The sequence below is a fragment of the Pseudomonas brassicacearum genome, assembly GCF_009601685.2.
In the GTDB taxonomy this organism is placed as follows: Bacteria; Pseudomonadota; Gammaproteobacteria; order Pseudomonadales; family Pseudomonadaceae; genus Aquipseudomonas; species Aquipseudomonas kilonensis_B.
The window spans coordinates 711588-731806 of the sequence record NZ_CP045701.2; the positions used below are offsets into that span (position 1 = coordinate 711588).

15 protein-coding genes and 1 pseudogene are annotated in these 20219 nt (G+C 60.7%); 11 read left to right on the top strand and 5 right to left on the bottom strand.

Going from position 1 to position 20219, the window contains the following annotated elements:
• Positions 1-26: 26 nt before the first annotated feature.
• From GFU70_RS03050 to GFU70_RS03090, 9 genes and pseudogenes are all read left to right on the top strand, one after another.
• The gene (locus GFU70_RS03050) at positions 27-2327 is read left to right on the top strand and encodes a YgiQ family radical SAM protein (RefSeq protein WP_058546535.1); all 2301 of its coding nucleotides are present in this window, start codon (positions 27-29) and stop codon (positions 2325-2327) included.
• A gap of 360 nt (positions 2328-2687) precedes the next feature.
• Positions 2688-3605 (top strand): annotated as a pseudogene (locus GFU70_RS03055) (NAD synthetase).
• Positions 3605-4066, top strand: coding sequence for a hypothetical protein (locus tag GFU70_RS03060; RefSeq protein WP_153387580.1), 462 nt, complete (start codon positions 3605-3607; stop codon positions 4064-4066). Before GFU70_RS03055 ends, GFU70_RS03060 begins: the two are co-directional and overlap by 1 nt.
• Before the next feature lie 19 nt (positions 4067-4085).
• The gene (locus GFU70_RS03065) at positions 4086-4541 is read left to right on the top strand and encodes a hypothetical protein (protein WP_153387581.1); all 456 of its coding nucleotides are present in this window, start codon (positions 4086-4088) and stop codon (positions 4539-4541) included.
• A gap of 96 nt (positions 4542-4637) precedes the next feature.
• Positions 4638-5564 carry a hypothetical protein gene (locus GFU70_RS03070; protein ID WP_058546537.1) on the top strand — a complete coding sequence of 309 codons (927 nt, stop codon included), beginning with the start codon at positions 4638-4640 and terminating at the stop codon, positions 5562-5564.
• Positions 5561-6022: a hypothetical protein gene (locus GFU70_RS03075; RefSeq protein WP_058546538.1), complete on the top strand. Its 462-nt coding sequence runs from the start codon at positions 5561-5563 to the stop codon at positions 6020-6022. Before GFU70_RS03070 ends, GFU70_RS03075 begins: the two co-directional genes overlap by 4 nt.
• 174 nt (positions 6023-6196) lie before the next feature.
• The gene (locus GFU70_RS03080) at positions 6197-9487 is read left to right on the top strand and encodes a DUF2126 domain-containing protein (RefSeq protein WP_153387582.1); all 3291 of its coding nucleotides are present in this window, start codon (positions 6197-6199) and stop codon (positions 9485-9487) included.
• A 259-nt stretch (positions 9488-9746) separates the two neighbouring features.
• Positions 9747-12233, top strand: coding sequence for a circularly permuted type 2 ATP-grasp protein (locus GFU70_RS03085; protein ID WP_058546540.1), 2487 nt, complete (start codon positions 9747-9749; stop codon positions 12231-12233).
• Positions 12233-13126, top strand: a complete 894-nt coding sequence (locus GFU70_RS03090) for a transglutaminase family protein (protein ID WP_153387583.1) — start codon at positions 12233-12235, stop codon at positions 13124-13126. The genes GFU70_RS03085 and GFU70_RS03090 overlap by 1 nt, the downstream gene beginning before the upstream one ends.
• A 278-nt stretch (positions 13127-13404) precedes the next feature.
• On the opposite strand, the gene GFU70_RS03095 is transcribed toward GFU70_RS03090, so the two are convergent.
• Both GFU70_RS03095 and GFU70_RS03100 read right to left on the bottom strand, forming a co-directional pair.
• Positions 13405-13593 carry a hypothetical protein gene (locus GFU70_RS03095; RefSeq protein WP_057448273.1) on the bottom strand — a complete coding sequence of 63 codons (189 nt, stop codon included), beginning with the start codon at positions 13591-13593 and terminating at the stop codon, positions 13405-13407.
• Positions 13594-13661: 68 nt separating this feature from the next.
• Positions 13662-14249 (bottom strand): TIGR00730 family Rossman fold protein, encoded by a 588-nt coding sequence (locus tag GFU70_RS03100; protein WP_003197276.1) that lies wholly within the window; start codon positions 14247-14249, stop codon positions 13662-13664.
• Between the two features lie 341 nt (positions 14250-14590).
• On the opposite strand from GFU70_RS03100, the gene azu reads away from it, so the two are divergent.
• Entirely contained in the window at positions 14591-15037 is a 447-nt protein-coding gene (azu, locus tag GFU70_RS03105; RefSeq protein WP_058546542.1) for an azurin, read from the top strand.
• A 186-nt stretch (positions 15038-15223) separates the two neighbouring features.
• Here azu and nadE read toward each other — a convergent pair whose 3' ends face one another.
• From nadE to GFU70_RS03120, 3 genes are all read right to left on the bottom strand, one after another.
• The gene (nadE, locus tag GFU70_RS03110; protein WP_153387584.1) at positions 15224-16051 is read right to left on the bottom strand and encodes an ammonia-dependent NAD(+) synthetase; all 828 of its coding nucleotides are present in this window, start codon (positions 16049-16051) and stop codon (positions 15224-15226) included.
• Positions 16052-16055: 4 nt separating this feature from the next.
• Positions 16056-17282, bottom strand: coding sequence for a nicotinate phosphoribosyltransferase (gene pncB, locus GFU70_RS03115; protein WP_058546544.1), 1227 nt, complete (start codon positions 17280-17282; stop codon positions 16056-16058).
• A gap of 279 nt (positions 17283-17561) precedes the next feature.
• Complete coding sequence (locus GFU70_RS03120; protein ID WP_058546545.1) at positions 17562-18470, bottom strand: LysR family transcriptional regulator; 909 nt, start codon at positions 18468-18470, stop codon at positions 17562-17564.
• 178 nt (positions 18471-18648) lie between these two features.
• Here GFU70_RS03120 and GFU70_RS03125 point away from each other — a divergent pair, with 178 nt between their 5' ends.
• The gene (locus tag GFU70_RS03125; protein WP_058546546.1) at positions 18649-20139 is read left to right on the top strand and encodes an aldehyde dehydrogenase family protein; all 1491 of its coding nucleotides are present in this window, start codon (positions 18649-18651) and stop codon (positions 20137-20139) included.
• The last annotated feature ends 80 nt before the right edge of the window (positions 20140-20219 follow it).

The window sequence follows — 20219 nt, forward strand, 5'->3', positions numbered from 1 at the left end:
TTTCATCTTTTATACCGGTTATCGACATGCAAGCAGCCAAGCCGTTATTTGACTATCCCAAGTACTGGGCCGAGTGTTTCGGCCCAGCGCCGTTCCTGCCCATGAGCAGGGAGGAGATGGATCAGCTCGGCTGGGATTCGTGCGACATCATCATCGTGACCGGTGATGCCTACGTCGATCACCCGTCGTTCGGCATGGCGATCATTGGCCGTTTGCTGGAAGCCCAGGGCTTTCGCGTCGGGATCATTGCCCAGCCGAACTGGCAGTCCAAAGATGACTTCATGAAGCTTGGCGAGCCCAACCTGTTTTTCGGTGTCGCGGCCGGCAACATGGACTCGATGATCAACCGCTACACCGCCGACAAGAAGATTCGCTCCGACGACGCCTACACCCCGGGTGGCATGGCGGGCAAGCGGCCGGACCGTGCGAGCCTGGTCTACAGCCAGCGCTGCAAGGAAGCCTACAAGCATGTGCCGATCGTGCTCGGTGGCATCGAAGCCTCGCTGCGCCGAATCGCTCACTACGATTACTGGCAGGACCGTGTGCGCAACTCGATCCTGATCGACGCTTGCGCCGACATCCTGCTCTACGGCAACGCCGAGCGGGCGATTGTCGAAGTCGCCCAGCGCCTGTCCTACGGCCACAAGATCGAAGACATCACCGACGTGCGCGGCACGGCCTTTATCCGTCGTGACACGCCGCAAGGCTGGTACGAAGTCGACTCCACGCGCATCGACCGTCCGGGCAAGATCGACAAGATCATCAACCCGTATGTGAACACCCAGGACACTGCTGCTTGCGCGATCGAGCAGGAGAAGGGGCCGGTCGAGGATCCGAGCGAAGCCAAGGTCGTGCAGATCCTGGCGAGCCCGAAAATGACCCGCGACAAAACCGTGATCCGTCTGCCATCGGTGGAAAAGGTTCGTGGCGATGCGGTGCTCTACGCCCACGCCAACCGCGTGCTTCACCTGGAAACCAACCCAGGCAATGCCCGCGCCCTGGTGCAGAAGCACGGCGAAGTCGATGTCTGGTTCAACCCGCCGCCCATTCCGATGACCACCGAAGAAATGGACTACGTGTTTGGCATGCCTTACGCACGTGTCCCCCATCCGGCGTACGGCAAGGAGAAGATCCCTGCCTACGAGATGATCCGTTTCTCGGTGAACATCATGCGTGGCTGCTTCGGTGGCTGCACCTTCTGCTCGATCACCGAGCACGAAGGCCGGATCATCCAGAACCGTTCCGAAGAGTCGATCATCCGCGAGATCGAAGAGATCCGCGACAAGGTCCCGGGTTTCACCGGGGTCATTTCCGATCTCGGCGGCCCGACCGCGAACATGTACCGCATCGCCTGCAAGAGCCCGGAAATCGAATCCGCGTGCCGCAAGCCGTCGTGTGTGTTCCCCGGCATCTGCCCGAACCTGAACACTGACCATTCTTCGCTGATCCAGCTGTACCGCAGCGCCCGGGCGTTGCCTGGGGTGAAGAAGATCCTGATTGCCTCGGGCCTGCGTTACGACCTGGCGGTCGAGTCGCCGGAATACGTCAAGGAACTGGTGACCCATCACGTCGGCGGTTACCTGAAGATCGCTCCGGAGCACACCGAGGAAGGCCCGCTCAACCAGATGATGAAGCCGGGCATCGGCAGCTATGACAAATTCAAGCGGATGTTCGAGAAGTACACCAAGGAAGCCGGGAAAGAGCAGTACCTGATTCCGTACTTCATCGCCGCCCACCCGGGCACCACCGACGAAGACATGATGAACCTGGCGCTGTGGCTCAAGGGCAACGGCTTCCGGGCCGACCAGGTGCAAGCGTTCTATCCGTCACCGATGGCCACGGCCACGGCGATGTACCACTCGGGCAAGAACCCGCTGCGCAAGGTCACCTACAAGAGCGACGCGGTGACCATCGTCAAGAGCGAGGAGCAGCGCCGCCTGCACAAGGCCTTCCTGCGTTATCACGACCCCAAGGGTTGGCCGATGCTGCGCGAAGCGCTGACCCGCATGGGCCGCGCCGACCTGATCGGGCCGGGCAAGAACCAATTGATTCCGTTGCACCAGCCGGCCACCGACAGCTACCAGAGCGCCCGTCGCAAGAACTCGACGCCAGCCGGCAGCCACAAGGTAGGCAAGGAAACCACCAAGATCCTGACCCAGCACACCGGCCTGCCACCGCGCGCCAGCGACGGCGGCAACCCGTGGGACAAGCGCGAGCAGGCCAAGGCCGCGGCATTCGCCCGCAACCAGCAGGCCGCCAAGGAACGCAAGGACGCCGCCAAGGGCAAGGGACCGAAGCCGGCGCGCAAGCCTGTCGTGCCGCGCTGATCGCCCTGCCACCTCGCAAAACGCCAGCCTAAGTGCTGGCGTTTTGCTTTCTAGCGGCGGTGCTGGCCGTTTGTTATCGTGGCGCCCGCGTAGCCCTTGTGGCGACGGAGCTTGCTCCCGCTCGGCGGCGCAGACGCTGTGTAGGAGCTATGTAGGAACTATGTAGGAGCTGTGTAGGAGCGGTGTAGGAGCTGTCGAGTGCAACGAGGCTGCGATCTTTCTCCAGACACTTAAATCTCAAGCGAAAGATCAAAAGATCAAAAGATCGCAGCCTTCGGCAGCTCCTACAGGGCATAGCCCAGCGGGAGCAAGGTCCAGTGTGGATAAATTCTCCCCCTCCGATTCTCAAGGACGATTCATATGAGCACTCCGTTACCCGGCATCGGCATGGACAACAGCATCTCCCAGTTGATGGCCCGTCGCCGCATAGAAAGCCAAATCAACCTGCCACGGTTGTTCGCGGCCATTGATGCCGATCCAAGCATCGTCGGCGCCGGTGTGGTGTAGATCGATGCTGAATTCAATGTAGTGACCCTGCGTGAGTTCAAGCCGATCTGCAGCATCAAACCCAAACGGATCATCTTGCGCGAGGCGCAGAAGTACATTGCTCCGGCTCAGTTTGCCCAGCAGGTACAGGACAATCCTCGTGAATCGCGATTGGTAGCTGAGGCGGTGAACACCGGTTTGGCCTGCGCTGCTGCATTTATCAGCTGGACCGTTGTTCTAAGCGGTACCGTGCTGATTCCTTTCAGTGCTGGAGCCAGCACGGTGGTGTCCGCAATTGCTTATACCGCAGCCGCTGCAAGTACCGTCCAGTGTGTGGGTAGTGGTTACCGGGCTCGCAATGAAATAGTCGATCCGTCCATGAATGACTACCTTGATGGCGAAGCTTGGTATCAGAACGTGATGATTGGATTGGACGCAGCATCACTGCTGGGCGTGGGGGCTAGCGCACTCACAACTATCAAATTGGTCAATGTGGCAAAGGCAACCACAGGAAAAAGCTTGCGCGACGTTCTAAAAGGCTTGAATCGCCAGGAGCGAGCCAAACTGACCCAAGAATTGCTGAGTATCAAACACCCGGAGATGTCTCGCAGGATGATCAAGCTGAAGCAACTTGCCGGGGGGCTTCCCAAGCGCTACACACCCACTCAGCTTAGGCATGGCACTGTTACTCAGATACAGGATTCTCTGGGCGCGGCATTGGGGTTCGCCGGCAGCGCCATATCTGGCAATGTCAAAACCATTGCGGTTGGCTTGTATGAGGAGATGGAGTAATGGAGCAGAACCAGACTATCCGTAGTTTCCTGGTACGTTACCTTTTTGTTTTCATGGGAGTCATTTTTGCAGGCTGCTTCGCTGCTTCGGCGACGGTATCGTTAGCGATGAGTACTTATTTTCGAGCTGTCCCAGTGGATATCAGGGCGACTTCCGGGTGGGCGGCGACCGTTATCATCGCCATGGTCATCGTGCACAGCAACTATTTGATCGTTCGAGGGCGACCTTGGTGCGCATGGGTCATGGTCGCCATACTTGCTGCTTGCTTGCTAACCGTTTTGCCGACTATCCAATATGATCCGCACAAGTTTATATATGCGGAGGGGGTGTTTTGGCCCTTGCTTGGTGTGTTGCTGCTCAGTAGCAAACGTCACCGGGAAATGCGTGCTCGACTTTTGGAGATCCGCCACGAACGTCAGCGGATCAAGCGTGAGACCAGGCAGCAGAGCCGATCAAGCTAATGCGCGGGGGGGTTAGTTGATGGACCGCAAGCATTCATTGAACGCGTTCCTTGCTCACTATTTTCCAACCTTCATAGGCGCCTTTTTTCTAGCCTGTTTTGCGGTTTCCGCTTCGATTTCATTGGCCTCAAGTACTTATTTTCGAGGCGATCCTGAGCGGGCTAAATATTCTTTTCTGATTGCACTGGTGCTATCTCTGCTCTTGGCGTTGAGTCATTTCTTCATGATCAGAGGACGGTCGTGGGGTGTTCGGGCCATCGTTGTGTTCTATCTCGTTTGCCTCTTCATTGTCCTTCCCACCTACGGCTATAGACCATATCCCGTTGCCTACGTGACTGGGTTGTTGTTCCCCTTGCTGGGGTTGCTATTGCTCAATAGCAAACGCCACCGCGAGATGCGCAGCAAGCTCGTCGAAATCCGCCACCAGCGCGAACGCATCCTCCAGTCCGCAAAGACGTCGCGACCGCGTCGCTGAGTCGGTGTCGTCAGGCCAGAAATCTGAGCTGGCGTAGATACTTCAGGGCACGGCACAATAAAAAATCAACTCTCCAATTCTTCAAGGACGATTCGTATGAGCAGCGCCGCAACAAGCATCGGCATGGACCTGAGCTTTTCCCAGTTCATGGCCCGCAAACGCATCGAAAGCCAAGTCAACCTGCCGCGTCTGTTCGCTGCCATCGATGCCGATCCCAACATCGCCGGTGCGGGCGTGGTGTACATCGATTCCGAGTACAACGTGGTGACGCTGCGCGAATTCAAGCCGATTTGCAGCATCGCGCCCAAGCGAGTCATCTTGCGCGAGGCGAAGAAATACATCGCCCCACAGCAATTCATTGACCAGGTAAAAAGTAGTCCGCGTGAGTCAAAGCTCGGGACTGAGTCGATGAATGCCGGTTTGTCCTGTGTCGCCGCGGTCATCGGTTGGGTGGTGGTATTCAGTGGGAGCGTCGCTGTGCCCTTTACGGCCGGAGCCAGTGCCTTTGTCGTCGCCTTGGGCGCCGCTGCCGCGACGGCCAGTACCGCGCAGTGCTTTATTGGGGGGATGCGGGTGGCGAATGAGCTGACCAATCCTACTGGCAACGATGAAATGAACGACGCCGATTGGTACAACATTGTAAGCCCCATTCTTGACGGTGTTTCCCTTGTGGGCGTCGGTGGCTCGGCTCTCACGACTGTTCGGCTGCTGAAGGCCAGCAAAGCAGCGGGCACCGGGAAGAGCTGGTATCAGTTGCTCAAGGGCCTGAGTCGTCAGGAGCGCAGCAAACTGACCAAGGAATTGTTGACCCTGAAAGATCCGAGTCTTACCGCGAAGTTGCTTAAACTGCAGCAACGAGCGGGCGCCTTGCCCAAGCGTTATTCTTCCGCTGAAATCAGGCATGCCACGCTGACTCAGATAAAGGATTCTCTCGGTGGTGCTTTGGGGGTCATTGGCAGTTATACCGGCGATGGCGCCGTGAAGACTGTTGCCGTCGGGCTGTATGAGGAGTTCACCGAATGATTGGCGGCGGATCAATGAAGCGGTTCCTCGCCCATTATTTTCCGGTGTTCATGGGTACGATCTTTCTGGGCTGCTTTTCCGGGTCTGCGCTGCTCGTTTTGTCCGCAGGCACTTATTGGCGAGCCTTGGAGCCTTCCGTCAGGAGCAACTATGTTGGACTCGGCACCTTGGCTCTGGTGAGTGTCCTGGTCCTGGGCAATCTCATGATCGCACGCGGACGCGCCTGGGCGATCGGGTGGGTGGCGGGTTATTTCCTCGCCTGTCTGGCGGCGGTGCTGCCGACGTTCGCTTATGGGCCGCATCAAGGTGTGTACGTGTTTGCGGTGCTGTTGCCGCTGCTGGGACTCCTGCTGCTCAATAGCAAACGCCACCGTGAGATGCGCAGCAAGCTCATCGAAATCCGCCACCAACGCGAACGCATCCTCCAGTCTGCCAAGGCATCACGCTCGCGTCGCTGAGTCGATTCGCGCTGCCCGCGCCGCATTTATGTGCATTGCTTTGCAGATGAATTCGGGCCGCGCGCGTTTTTAGTGCTCTACTGCCTTGAGTAGACGAAGAAAGTGTCCGGCCTGCCTGCATGGCATAAGTCTTGCGCCGCTTTCGATAACGCCCAGGCTCGCAGGAGGCACGTCGTGTCGATCCATGTCGCATTGCATCACGTCACGCATTACCGCTACGACCGCGCCGTCGAACTCGGCCCGCAGATCGTTCGCCTGCGCCCGGCGGCCCACAGCCGCACGCGGATTCTTTCCTATTCGCTGAAGGTTTCGCCCGAGCAGCATTTCATCAACTGGCAGCAGGACCCTCAGGGCAACTACTTGGCGCGGCTGGTGTTTCCCGAGAAAACCCGGGAGCTGCGCATCGAAGTCGATCTGCTGGCGGAAATGGCGGTGTTCAATCCGTTCGACTTCTTCCTTGAGCCCTACGCCGAAAAGATCCCGTTCGCCTACGCGGCCGACGAGCGCAAGGAGCTGGCGCCTTACCTGGAAACCCTGCCGTTGACGCCGAAGTTCCAGGCCTATCTGGACGGTATCGACCGCACGCCATTGCCGGCGGTGGATTTTCTGGTGGCGCTCAACCAGCGCCTGAGCGAAGACATCAACTACCTGATTCGCATGGAGCCGGGCGTGCAGACCCCGGAGCACACCCTTGAGCATGCGTCCGGTTCCTGTCGCGACTCGGCCTGGCTGTTGGTGCAGCTGTTGCGCAACCTTGGTTTGGCCGCGCGTTTCGTTTCCGGTTACCTGATTCAGTTGACCGCCGATGTGAAAAGCCTCGATGGCCCGTCCGGCACCGACGTGGACTTCACTGACTTGCATGCCTGGTGCGAGGTCTACTTGCCCGGTGCCGGCTGGATCGGCCTGGATGCGACGTCCGGGTTGTTCGCCGGTGAAGGCCACATCCCGTTGGCCTGTAGTCCCGATCCGTCCTCGGCGGCACCGATCAGTGGTTTGGTGGAGCCTTGCGAGTGTGAGTTCAGCCACGAAATGTCCGTCGAGCGGGTCTGGGAAGCGCCGCGGGTGACCAAGCCTTACACCGACGCACAGTGGCTGGCGATCCAGGCACTGGGACGGCAGATCGATGCCGACCTGCTGGAGGGCGACGTTCGCCTGACCATGGGCGGCGAGCCGACCTTTGTCTCCATCGATGACCCGGACGGTGCCGAGTGGAATACCGCGGCACTCGGGCCGGACAAACGCCGGCTCTCCGCCGAGCTGTTCCAGCGCATGCGCAAGCACTATGCGCCCCAGGGACTGGTGCATTTCGGCCAGGGCAAGTGGTACCCCGGCGAGCAATTGCCGCGCTGGTCGCTCAACTGCTATTGGCGGCGCGACGGGGTGCCGATCTGGCACAACAGCGCGTTGATCGCCGATGAGCAGGAGGACTACGGCGCCGATGGCGAACTGGCTGGACGCTTCCTGGCGAGCGTCGCCGAGCGTTTGAAAATTCCGGCGCGGTTCGTGTTTCCGGCCTACGAAGACAACTTCTATTACCTCTGGCGCGAAGGCGCATTGCCTTCGAATGTCACGGCCCAGGACCCACGCCTGGAAGACGCCCTGGAGCGCGCGCGGCTGCGCAAGGTCTTCAGCCAGGGCCTGGACAAGGTCATCGGCCAAGTCCTGCCGCTGGACCGCACCGCCAAGGGCGATCAATGGCAAAGCGGTCGCTGGTACCTGCGCGACAACCACTGCCGCCTGGTACCGGGGGATTCGCCCCTGGGCTATCGCTTGCCACTGGCGTCCCAGCCGTGGGTGACGGCAGCCGAGTACCCGTTCATCCACCCCACCGACCCGAACCAGGACTTGCCCGAGTTGCCCGGTACCGAGCAACTGGCGCGTCACGGCGAGCCGGCGGCCGAACAGGAGCGTGTCCCGGAGATCGATAAATCCGCCGACTGGCTGACCCGCACCGCCTTCTGTGCCGAGGCCCGTGAAGGTCGGCTGTATCTGTTCATGCCGCCACTGGAGCGGGTCGAGGATTACCTGGAACTGGTCAGTGCTATCGAGGCGACGGCTGAGGAGTTGCACTGCCCGGTGCTGTTGGAAGGCTACGAACCGCCGAGCGACCCGCGCCTGGGCAATTTCCGCATCACCCCCGACCCGGGTGTGATCGAGGTCAACGTGCAACCCTCGGCGACTTGGGATGAGTTGGTCGAGCGCACCGAGTTTCTTTACGAAGAAGCGCGTCAGACCCGGCTGACCACCGAGAAATTCATGATCGATGGCCGGCACACCGGCACCGGCGGCGGTAACCATTTCGTACTGGGTGGCGCGACACCGGCTGACTCACCGTTCCTGCGGCGTCCCGACCTGCTGCGTAGCCTGATCAGTTACTGGCATAACCATCCTTCGTTGTCCTACCTGTTTTCCGGATTGTTCATCGGCCCGACCTCCCAAGCGCCTCGCGTGGACGAGGCGCGCAACGACGCGTTGTACGAACTGGAAATCGCTTTCGCGCAAATGCCGCAGCCCGGCGAGCAATGCCCGCCGTGGTTGGTCGATCGCCTGCTGCGCAACCTGTTGATCGACGTGACCGGCAATACCCACCGCGCCGAATTCTGCATCGACAAGCTCTATTCACCAGACGGCGCCACCGGGCGTCTCGGCCTGTTGGAGTTGCGTGCCTTCGAGATGCCACCTCACGCCCGCATGAGCCTGGCCCAGCAGTTACTGCTGCGGGCGCTGGTGGCGCGGTTCTGGCGCGAGCCTTATGCGCCGGCGAAACTGGCGCGCTGGGGCACGGAGCTGCATGACCGTTTCCTGTTGCCGCACTTTATCGAGCAGGATTTTGCCGACGTCATCCATGAACTGAACGCTGCCGGTTACCCGCTGCGGGCCGAGTGGTTTGCCGCGCACTTGGAGTTCCGCTTCCCCAAGGTGGGCGATTACGCGGTCAGCGGCATCGAACTGCAATTGCGCCAAGCCCTTGAGCCTTGGCATGTGCTGGGGGAGGAGGGCGCGGTGGGCGGCACCGTGCGTTATGTGGATTCGTCCCTGGAGCGCTTGCAGGTCAAGCTCAGCGGCCTGGCGCCACAACGCTACCTGCTGACCTGCAATGGCGTGCCGGTGCCGTTGCAACCCACCGGTCGGGTCGGCGAATTCGTTGCCGGGGTGCGTTTCCGCGCCTGGCAACCGGCCAACTGCCTGCAACCGACCATCCCGGTGCATGCGCCGCTGGTCTTCGATTTGCTCGACACCTGGATGCAACGCTCCGTGGGCGGCTGCCAGTATCACGTGGCCCATCCGGGCGGGCGCAACTACGACAGCTTGCCGGTAAATGCCAACGAAGCCGAGAGCCGGCGGATGGCGCGTTTCTTCCGTCTCGGACACACGCCTGGGAAACTGCCGATACCCAGCCTGGCAGTGGATGACGAGTTTCCACTCACGCTCGATCTGCGACGCTTTCCAGGGGCCTCAACGTAGGCGCTATGTAGGAGCTATGTAGGCGCTATGTAGGCGCTATGTAGGAGCTGTCGAGTGAAACGAGGCTGCGATCTTTCCCCTGCCAATTGAGCCTGGAGTGAAAGATGAAAGATCAAGATCCAGATCAAAAGATCGCAGCCTCGCTTCACTCGACAGCTCCTACAGGGCGCAACCCAGCGTCTGGTCACACGCTTGCACCTATCCGGGCGTCATGCGCTTGCGCTAGTCTCACCTTTCATTGCCGTCTGCCGAGCTTTCCATGCCTGACCTGCTTGACCGTTACCCGCTGACAACGGGCACCTATCATGAGCTGCTGGACGACAGCGGTGCCGTGCGGACGCATTGGCGGCGGCTGTTCGACCAGTTGCAGCGCAGCACGCGGGCCCAGTTGCTCCAGCGCCAGGCCCTGCTGGCTCGGCAGATCCAGGAAAACGGTGTCACCTATAACGTCTACGCCGATCCGAAGGGCGCGGACCGGCCGTGGGAGCTGGACCTGCTGCCCCATGTGATCGACCCGCAGGAGTGGAAACACCTGTCGGCCGGGATCGCCCAGCGTGCGCGGCTGCTCAATGCGGTTCTGGCCGACCTGTATGGGCCACAGCGGCTGATCAGCGAGGGGCTGCTGCCGGCAGAGCTGGTATTCGGGCACAACAATTTCCTTTGGCCCTGCCAGGGCATCGCGCCGCCGGATGGCAGTTTCCTGCATTTGTATGCGGTAGATCTGGCGCGCACACCCGATGGCCGTTGGTGGGTCACGGCGGATCGGACCCAGGCGCCTTCGGGGGCCGGTTATGCGCTGGAAAATCGCATGATCGTTTCCCGTGCGTTCCCCGAGTTGTATCGCGACCTGAGGGTGCGACACCTGTCCGGGTTCTTCCGCACCTTGCAGGAAACCCTGGCACGACAGGCGCCCAGCGACGGTGAGTCGCCACTGGTGGTGCTGTTGACGCCGGGGCGGTTCAACGAAAGTTATTTCGAGCATCTTTATCTGGCACGCCAGCTGGGCTATCCGTTGGTAGAGGGGGGCGACCTGACTGTGCGGGACGCCACGGTCTACCTCAAGACCCTCAGCGGCCTGCGCCGGGTCCACGCCATCATGCGCCGGCTCGACGACGATTTCTGCGACCCCCTGGAGCTGCGCACCGATTCAGCCCTCGGCGTGCCGGGACTGCTGGAGGCGGTGCGCCAGGGCCGGGTGCTGGTGGCCAATGCCCTGGGCAGCGGCGTGCTGGAGTCGCCGGGCCTGTTGGGGTTCCTGCCGAAGATCAACCAGTATCTGTTCGGTGAGGAACTGATACTGCCGTCCATCGCCACCTGGTGGTGCGGTGAGCCGCCGGTGCTGGCCCAGGCCCTGGAAAAACTGCCGCAGCTGTTGATCAAGCCGGCGTTTCCTTCCCAAAGCTTCACCCCGGTATTTGGCCGTGACCTGAACGAGGAGCAGCGCGGCCAATTGGCGGCGCGCATGCAGGCCCGGCCCTATGCCTATGTCGCCCAGGAGTTGGCGCAACTGTCCCAGGCCCCTGTCTGGCAGGCCGAAGACGGCCACATCCAGCCACGGGCGATTGGCATGCGTGTGTATGCCGTGTCCGGCAAGGATGATTATCGGGTGCTGTCGGGTGGCCTGACCCGCGTGGCCGCCGAGGCCGACGCCGAAGTGGTGTCGATGCAGCGCGGTGGCGCCAGCAAGGACACTTGGGTGTTGAGCGAGCAGGCGCCCGGCGGTGAACAATGGACGGCCCAGCGAACGGTAGGTGTCCACGACCTGGTTCGACGCGATCCGTACTTGCCTTCGCGGGTGGTGGAAAACCTGTTCTGGTTCGGCCGTTATTGCGAACGTTGCGACGACAGCGCACGGCTGCTGCGGATCATGCTGGGGCGTTATGTCGATGGCGATGACCCACAGGCCCTGCAATCGGCGGTGTCCCTGGGCGAAAGCCTGATGCTGCTGCCTGAAGAGGGCGAGCTGCACGAGCGTTTGCTGGCGGCGCTGTTGGGGGACGACTGGTCGTTCAGCCTGCGCTCCAACCTGCAGCGCTTGCAGTGGGCGGCCTCGCAGGTTCGCGGCAAGCTGTCCCGGGAGAACTGGCAGGCGCTGGTGGAGTTGCAGCGCGAAGCGATGGAGCTGGAAACCGAGGAGCCGGATTTTGGTGAGTTGCTGGATTTCCTCAATCGGCTGGTGATGTCCCTGGCGGCATTGTCCGGCTTTGCTCTGGACGACATGACCCGTGACGAGGGCTGGCGCTTCTTGATGATTGGCCGGCGCCTGGAACGCTTGCAGTTCCTCAGCAGCAGCCTGGCGGCGTTTTTGCGCAGCGATGCAGTGTTCGACCAGGCTGGGCTGGAGTGGTTGCTGGAACTGGGCAACAGCAGCATCACCTACCGTTCGCGCTACCTGGCGGTGGCGCAACTGATCCCGGTGCTGGACCTGCTGCTACTGGATGAACAGAACCCCCACGCGGTGCTCTTCCAGTTGAAGCTGGTGAACCGCACCCTCAAGCGCTTGAACGATGATTTTGCCGCACCCAGGGAAACGGCATTGCCTGACTTGGTCGCACGTCTGTCGCGCTTTGACCTGCGCTGCCTGGAAAACCCATTGTTCGGTGAAGCCAGCCTGCGCGCAGCACTCGATGGGCTGGCCGACCTGTTGCAGGAAGTGGCCGATGTCGGTGGCCAGGTATCCGATCGCCTGGCCTTGCGCCATTTCGCCCACGTCGATGACGTCAGCCAACGCACGGTGTCTGTCTGATGAACGCCCGTTACCAGATCCTCCACGACACCCATTACCACTATGACAGTCCGGTGTCCCTGGCCCAGCAGCTTGCCCATCTGTGGCCACGCGCCTGTGACTGGCAGCGTTGCACCGAACAGCAGTTGCTGATCAGCCCGGAGCCGACGACCCGTCGCGATGAACGGGATGTGTTCGGCAACCCGCTGACCCGCCTGGCTTTCGAACGGCCCCATGACGAGCTGCTGGTCAATGCCCGCTTGAGCGTCGAGGTACTGGCCCGCCCCGCGCTGGACTTCAACCTGTCCCCGGCCTGGGAGTCGACCTGTCGCGCGCTGACCTATAGCAGCCGACCGATCGCGGCACCGCTGCTGGACGCGTGCCGCTACCGTTTCGAGTCACCCTATGTGCACCTCAAGCGCAGCTTTGTCGAGTTTTCCGAAAGCTGCTTCCCGCCGGGGCGTCCGTTGATGATCGGCGTGCGGGCGCTGATGGAGAAGATTTTCGAGGAGTTCACCTTCGATGCCGAAGCGACCCAGGTGGCCACACCGCTGGTGGAGGTGTTGGAGCGGCGGCGGGGCGTGTGCCAGGACTTTGCCCACCTGATGCTGGCCTGCGTGCGTTCTCGCGGGCTGGCGGCGCGTTACGTCAGTGGCTACCTGCTGACCCAGCCACCGCCCGGCCAACCTCGGCTGATTGGCGCCGATGCATCCCATGCCTGGGTCTCGGTGTATTGCCCGGTATTGGGGTGGGTGGACTTCGACCCGACCAACAACGTCCAGCCGGCCCTGGAACACATCACCCTGGCCTGGGGTCGCGATTTTTCCGATGTGTCGCCGTTGCGGGGGGTGATCCTGGGGGGCGGCAATCATGACCCCGAGGTGCGGGTGACGGTGATGCCGCTGGAATCGTAAGGAGATCACCTTGTGCGAGCGGGCTTGCTCGCGAAAACGGACCATCATTCAACATGGATGTCGACTGAACCACCGCTTTCGCGAGCAAGCCCGCTCCCACAGGGTATGTACTGAATGGATGAGGAAGGTGCATCCCGGCAAGCACGTCTTGATTTACACGTACCGCTGCCAGTTGCCGGGCGGTTTCAAAGCGCTGGAATTGTGAGGGCCGGCAGTGGAGCTGCCGGCCCTGGACACAGAATCGGGGGGCCGGATCGGATCATCGGGCCCTGGGGGTATCAGGCGTCGGGCGCCTGATCTTTCGGTGCATCAACATCATCTTCTGCTGCCACTTCGCCTTCAGTATCCGGGGTCAGTGCAGCTTCTTCTTCAGCTGTGGCTTTCTTGCGCTGCAGCTTTTCCTCTTTCTTCTGCTCCTTGGCCAAGTCTCTCTGACGTTTGGCGAAGGAATAATTGGGTTTGGCCATGGGCGATCCTCTGGGGTCGAAGGTGAGGTTGAGCGGCGCATATTCTGCCCTGTATCGGGGCCGAGCCGTTAGCTGGGTTTTTGTTCGGCCCACTTTGGCTGCACTGACGGTTGCCATTCGTCCAGCGCATCGAGCAGGTTCTGCGCTGATTCGCTCACTTGCAGCATGTCACGATGGGGCGCGCGGACGAAGCCTTCGCCGACGATATGATCGAGAAAACCGGTGAGCTTGCTGTAGAAACCGTTCACTTCCAGCAGCCCCAGCGGTTTGCCGTGGTAGCCGAGTTGGCCCCAGGTCCAGACTTCGAACAACTCCTCCAGCGTGCCGAGGCCGCCGGGCAGGGCGATGAAGGCGTCACTCAGTTCGGCCATGCGTGCCTTGCGCGCGTGCATGCCGTCCACCACTTCCAGGCGAGTCAGGCCGCTGTGGCCGATTTCCTTGTCCTTGAGGCTTTGCGGGATGATGCCGATGACCTCGCCGCCGGCCGCCAGGGCTGCGTCGGCGACGATCCCCATCAGGCCGACGGCACCGCCGCCGTAGACCAGGGTCAATTTTCGTTCCGCCAATGCCCGGCCCAGGGCCTGGGCCGCTTCACGATACGCTGGGTCGGTGCCAGTGCTGGCGCCGCAAAATACACAAACAGACGCGATGGACATGCTTTACTCCATGATCAGTAACCGACCCAGAGTAAAGCCTGGCCTGTGTAGCGCAAAGCGATTAAACCTCGCGACGGGGTTTTTCGTAGGTGCCACTGGCGCCGCAGGCGTAGGCGGCGAGCAAGCTGCATAACAGGCTGTTGATGTTCATGATGGCGCTCCCGAGAGGTGATGAGGCCGATCATAGAGCGGCGTCATCCCTCTGGCTGGTTGATTGTGTCCATCAGGCTGATAGCCTTAAGTTGTATACAATCTTTGATTCAGGTCATAGGAACTTGTCTGAAATTCAGGCAGTCTTCCCCTTTGACGGATTTTTGTTAACCATGCCTTGGAGATTCACGATGTTTGCCAAACTTGTTGCAGTATCCCTGTTGACGCTGGCCAGCAGCCAACTGATGGCAGCGGAGTGCAAGACCACCATCGACTCGACCGACCAGATGTCCTTCAACACCAAGGCCATCGAGATTGACAAGAGCTGCAAGACGTTCACCGTTGAACTGACGCATTCGGGCAGCTTGCCGAAAAACGTCATGGGCCATAACTGGGTGCTGAGCAAAGAGGCTGACATGCAGCCGATCGCCACCGATGGCCTGGGCGCTGGCATTGACAAGAATTACCTCAAGGAAGGTGATGAGCGCATCATCGCCCACACCAAGATCATTGGTGCCGGGGAAAAAGACTCGGTGACCTTCGACGTGTCTAAACTGGATGCCGCTGAAAAATACGGCTTCTTCTGTTCGTTCCCGGGCCACATCTCGATGATGAAAGGCACCGTTACCCTGAAATAATCACTTCAGGTACAAAAAAGCGGCGCTTCTTTCAGAAATGGGGAAGCGCCGTTTTTTTGGGTTTTTTTTAGAAGCTCGGTGTTTAGTTGCTTTGGTGTGTATATCCGTTACCTAAATAACGGATATACACACCAACCCACGCCCCTCAGCCATCGCGAGCAAGCTCGCTCCCACAGGGATTACCCGTTACGGGGCATACGGCATCACCCGCTTGTGCTCAGTCTTGCGATAGGTCTCGCAAATGATCCTGAACGCCTCGTCCCGCACCGGCTCGCCGTGCAGGAACGCATCGATCTCGGCGTAGGTCACGCCGTGGGAGGCTTCGTCCGGCTTGCCTGGCGACAGGTCTTCAAGATCGGCGGTGGGGACTTTTTCCACCAGAGACTCCGGCGCACCAAAGTCACGGGCAATGGCCCGGACCTGGTTTTTGACCAAGCCACTGAGCGGGGCCAGGTCGCAGGCGCCATCACCGAACTTGGTGAAGAAACCCATCACCGCTTCGGCGGCATGATCGGTGCCGATCACCAGGCCGTGCTCGGTGCCCGCGATGGTGTATTGCGCCACCATGCGCATCCGCGCCTTGGTATTGCCCAGCACGAAATCCCGCGAAACCGCTGCCTTGCCTTCGAACGCCGCGACTTGTTCGGCCAGGGCCTTGACCGCCGGACCGATGTTGACGGTATGGCGCTCGTCCGGGTCGATGAAGTCCACGCAGGCTTGGGCTTCATGCTCGTCGAACTGGGTTTCGTACGGCAGGCGCACGGCGATGAACTTGTAGGCGTCGTTACCGGTATTCTCCCGCAGTTCGCGCATGGCACGTTGGGCCAGCAGCCCGGCGGTCAACGAGTCAACGCCACCGCTGATGCCCAGCACGAGGGACTTGAGCCCGGAGTTGACCAGGCAATCCTGAATAAAACTCACCCGACGGGCGATTTCGGCCTTGAGGGCGGCGTCATCGGCGAACGGCGGCTGGACCTTGAGCTGTTCAGCAATCTCACGCTGTACGGCTTGCATGAATTCACTCCTTGCTTGATGTATCTGAAAGGGCGGCAGGTACTTGGAAAACGTGTCGCATGTAGGCGACGAAATTCGGGTCTTTGCAGTGGGTCTTGCCGGGCTCGTCTGAAATCTTGGCCACGGGTTGCCCGTCACAGCTGATCATTTTAAGCACGATGCTCATCGGCTCTACACCTGGAATGTCACACGTCAGGTTGGTGCCAATACCGAAGCTGACATTAATGCGACCACGCAATGCCCGAAAAATCTCCAGGCATTTGGGCAATGTCAGGCTATCGGAGAACACCAGGGTCTTGCTCATGGGGTCGATGCCGAGCTTGTGGTAGTGGGCAATGGCTTTTTCGGCCCAGATCACCGGATCGCCCGAGTCATGGCGCAAGCCGTCGAACAGCTTGGCGAAGAACAGATCGAAATCCTTGAGGAAGGCGTCCATGGTGATGCAATCGGTCAGGGCGATCCCCAGCAGGCCTCGGTACTCGCGCACCCAGCAATCGAGGGCGGCGATCTGGCTGTCGATCAGCCGCGGGCCCAATTGCTGGTGGGCCATGATCCACTCATGGGCCATGGTACCCAGGGGCTTCATGTCCAATTCCCGGGACAGGTGCACGTTACTGGTGCCGACGAAACGCCCGGGGAAGTCGTGCTTGAGCACGTTGACCACTTCTTCCTGGACGCGGAAGGAAAAACGACGGCGGGTGCCGAAGTCCGCGACTTGCAGTTCGGACAGTTCCTCGGCACTGGCGTTGGCGCTCAGCCAGTCGAACTTGCGATAAAGCTGTTCCCGCGCCTGTTCCAGGACGACTTCACGATAGCGATAACGATTGCGCACCTCGCTGACAATGGCCAGCAGCGGCACTTCGAACAGGATGACGTGCAACCACGGCCCGCGCAGGCGGATGAACAACTCGCCGTTTTCGATACCGGTGTGCACGTAACGCAGGTTGAAGCGAAACAGGCCCAGGAAACGCAGGAAGTCCGGCTTCAGAAAGCTGATGCGCTCCAGGAAACCCAACTGGTCGGCGCTCAGGCTCAACTCGGCCAGACGCTCGATCTGAAAGCGGATCTCCGCCAGGTACGGGCGCAGGTCTTCGCTGTTGCGGCAGCGAAACTCCCATTCGACTTCGACGTTGGGGTAGTTGTGCAACACCGCCTGCATCATCGTCAGTTTGTAGAAGTCGGTGTCGAGCAGGTTCTGCACGATACGATCGGCAAACACACTCTCGCTCATAACGGGAATCTCCAGGCAAGCCGCTGCGGTGGGCAGCGGGGTGCAGCGGTTTGTAGTGAAAGGGCTAGTGGCGCATATCACTCATGATGATTGCCAGTTTTTTTTGGCCACTGGGTCTTTTTCGGCAAAGTAGAGCTGTTTGTGGCGAGGGAATTTATCGAAACGTCGCCCCGCCCCGCTGTGGGAGCAAGGCTTGCCCGCGATACAGGCGACTCGGTTTCCGGGAGGCCGTGGCGCGCTCTTCGCGGGCAAGCCTTGCTCCCACAGGTTCGCGTCGGGTTATGCCGGTATATCCGGGTTGTCGATCTGCTCCAGCATCCACTCCACAAAAAGCCGCACCTTGGGCACTTCCGCCGAATGTTCCGGATAGGCCAGGTAATAGGCGTTGGTGCTGGGCATCGCGTGCGGCCAGGGGATGACCAGTTTGCCGTCGGCCAGTTCTTCTTCCACCAGAAACCGCGGCAGCAGGGCGACACCGCAGCCGACCTGGGCGGCGCGAATGCACATGTAGAAGGTTTCGAAGCGCGGCCCGTGGTAGCTGTGTTCGGTGTGGTAGCCCTGGTGGTCGAACCAGTCGTGCCAGGCCTGGGGCCGCGAGGCGTTTTGCAGCAGCACCAGTTCGGCCAGTTGGGTCGGGTCGGTGAAGGGCTGGTCAGGCAGGCTGCCGGGCGCGCAGACCGGTACCAGTTCTTCGCCAAACAGCTTCAGGGATTCGGTACCAGGTCGCGAGCCTTGGCCGAAATAGAACGCCAGGTCGCTGCGCCCTTGCAGCAAGTCGTCAGCCTCCTGCTCGCTGCACAGGTCCAGGTGAATTTTCGGGTGCCGCAATCGCCAGCCCTTCAAGCGTGGGACCAGCCAGCGAGCGCCGAAGGTCGGAGGCGTGGAAACGCGCAGGACTTCGGTGTCGCCGCCGTAGGAGCGCAGGTAATGGGTAGACATCTCCACCTGCGTGAGGATTTTTCGCACTTCCCCCAGGTACAAATCACCGGCTGGCGTCAGTTGCAGGCGTCGACGTACGCGCCGGAACAGCAAGTGCTGCAGCAACTCTTCCAATTGCGCGACTTGTTTGCTGACGGCGCTCTGGGTCAGGTTCAGCTCTTCGGCGGCACGGGTGAAGCTCAGGTGGCGGGTCACCGCTTCGAAGCATTGCAGCGCCGTGATCGACGGCAAATAGCGTTTATTGAGCATGATGAGGCCTTATTTCTTGTGGCTCTGCTTATCCGGTCATGGCCAGCATGAATAAACGGAATGATATCTCGCTTAAAGGTCGTTTGTTGGCAAGTCTCGGGCCAGCTACAACTACAGGTCTGATCAGCCGTATTTGTCCGGCTGCCAATCCTTCGTCTTTCGTGTGAGGAAATTTTCCATGGTTGCTGCATTGCTTGATCGTCTGGGTGTCGACTCGGCCCTGTACCAGAACGGCACACAACCGGTGCATTCGCCCATAGATGGCAGCCGTATCGGCGCTGTGAACTGGGAAGGCGCGGCTGAAGTCGAGCAGCAGGTCAGCCGTGCCGAACACGCCTTCGACCTGTGGCGCCAGGTGCCGGCCCCGCGTCGCGGCGAGCTGGTGCGTCAATTTGGCGACCTGTTGCGTGAATACAAGGCCGACCTCGGCGAGTTGGTGTCGTGGGAAGCCGGCAAGATCACCCAGGAAGGCCTGGGTGAAGTGCAAGAGATGATCGATATCTGCGACTTCGCCGTCGGCCTGTCCCGTCAACTGTATGGCCTGACCATCGCCTCCGAGCGTCCGGGCCACCACATGCGTGAATCCTGGCATCCGCTGGGCGTGGTCGGGGTGATCAGTGCCTTCAACTTCCCGGTGGCGGTCTGGGCCTGGAACACCACGCTGGCCCTGGTGTGCGGCAACGCAGTGATCTGGAAACCGTCGGAAAAGACCCCGCTCACCGCCCTGGCGTGCCAGGCGCTGTTCGAGCGCGTGCTGAAGAATTTCAGCGACGCTCCCCCGTACCTGAGCCAGGTGATCATCGGCGGTCGCGATGCCGGTGAAGCGCTGGTGGATGACCCGCGCGTGGCCTTGATCAGCGCCACGGGCAGCACCCGCATGGGCCGCGAAGTGGCACCGAAAGTCGCCGCGCGTTTCGCCCGCAGCATCCTGGAACTGGGCGGCAACAACGCCATGATCCTGGCGCCGAGCGCCGACCTGGACATGGCCGTGCGCGCCATCCTGTTCAGCGCCGTCGGCACCGCCGGCCAGCGTTGCACCACCCTGCGCCGGCTGATTGCCCACGAATCGGTGAAGGAAGAAATCGTCACCCGCCTCAAGGCCGCCTATTCGAAAGTGCGTATCGGCCATCCGCTGGAAGGCAACCTGGTCGGGCCGCTGATCGACAAACATAGCTTCGACAACATGCAGGATGCGCTGGAGCAGGCCTTGAGCGAAGGCGGGCGAGTCTTTGGTGGCCAGCGCCAGCTTGAAGACCAGTTCCCGAATGCTTATTACGTCTCGCCGGCCATCGTCGAGATGCCCGAACAGAGCGACGTGGTGCGCCACGAAACCTTCGCACCGATCCTGTACGTGGTTGGCTACAAGGACTTTGCCGAGGCCTTGGACCTGAACAACTCCGTGCCCCAGGGCCTGTCGTCCTGCATCTTCACCACCGACGTGCGTGAAGCCGAGCAATTCATGTCGGCCGTGGGCAGCGACTGCGGCATCGCCAACGTCAACATTGGCCCGAGCGGCGCGGAGATCGGCGGCGCATTCGGTGGTGAAAAGGAAACCGGCGGCGGTCGCGAATCCGGCTCCGACGCCTGGCGCGGCTACATGCGCCGCCAGACCAACACCGTGAACTACTCGCTGGAGTTGCCGTTGGCGCAGGGGATTACCTTCGACTGAGGACGTTGGGGCCGGATCTTCAATGCGTGGAGATCCTTTGTGGGAGCGAGCTTGCTCGCGATGACGGCGGCACATTCAAT

Excerpts from the sequence above, each read along its gene's own strand:
- GFU70_RS03050 (WP_058546535.1), top strand. The coding sequence starts at position 27 with ATGCAAGCAGCCAAGCCGTTATTTGACTATCCCAAGTACTGGGCCGAG.
- GFU70_RS03060 (WP_153387580.1), top strand. The coding sequence starts at position 3,605 with ATGGAGCAGAACCAGACTATCCGTAGTTTCCTGGTACGTTACCTTTTT.
- GFU70_RS03065 (WP_153387581.1), top strand. The coding sequence starts at position 4,086 with ATGGACCGCAAGCATTCATTGAACGCGTTCCTTGCTCACTATTTTCCA.
- GFU70_RS03070 (WP_058546537.1), top strand. The coding sequence starts at position 4,638 with ATGAGCAGCGCCGCAACAAGCATCGGCATGGACCTGAGCTTTTCCCAG.
- GFU70_RS03075 (WP_058546538.1), top strand. The coding sequence starts at position 5,561 with ATGATTGGCGGCGGATCAATGAAGCGGTTCCTCGCCCATTATTTTCCG.
- GFU70_RS03085 (WP_058546540.1), top strand. The coding sequence starts at position 9,747 with ATGCCTGACCTGCTTGACCGTTACCCGCTGACAACGGGCACCTATCAT.
- GFU70_RS03090 (WP_153387583.1), top strand. The coding sequence starts at position 12,233 with ATGAACGCCCGTTACCAGATCCTCCACGACACCCATTACCACTATGAC.
- GFU70_RS03095 (WP_057448273.1), bottom strand. The coding sequence starts at position 13,593 with ATGGCCAAACCCAATTATTCCTTCGCCAAACGTCAGAGAGACTTGGCC.
- GFU70_RS03100 (WP_003197276.1), bottom strand. The coding sequence starts at position 14,249 with ATGTCCATCGCGTCTGTTTGTGTATTTTGCGGCGCCAGCACTGGCACC.
- azu (WP_058546542.1), top strand. The coding sequence starts at position 14,591 with ATGTTTGCCAAACTTGTTGCAGTATCCCTGTTGACGCTGGCCAGCAGC.
- nadE (WP_153387584.1), bottom strand. The coding sequence starts at position 16,051 with ATGCAAGCCGTACAGCGTGAGATTGCTGAACAGCTCAAGGTCCAGCCG.
- pncB (WP_058546544.1), bottom strand. The coding sequence starts at position 17,282 with ATGAGCGAGAGTGTGTTTGCCGATCGTATCGTGCAGAACCTGCTCGAC.
- GFU70_RS03120 (WP_058546545.1), bottom strand. The coding sequence starts at position 18,470 with ATGCTCAATAAACGCTATTTGCCGTCGATCACGGCGCTGCAATGCTTC.
- GFU70_RS03125 (WP_058546546.1), top strand. The coding sequence starts at position 18,649 with ATGGTTGCTGCATTGCTTGATCGTCTGGGTGTCGACTCGGCCCTGTAC.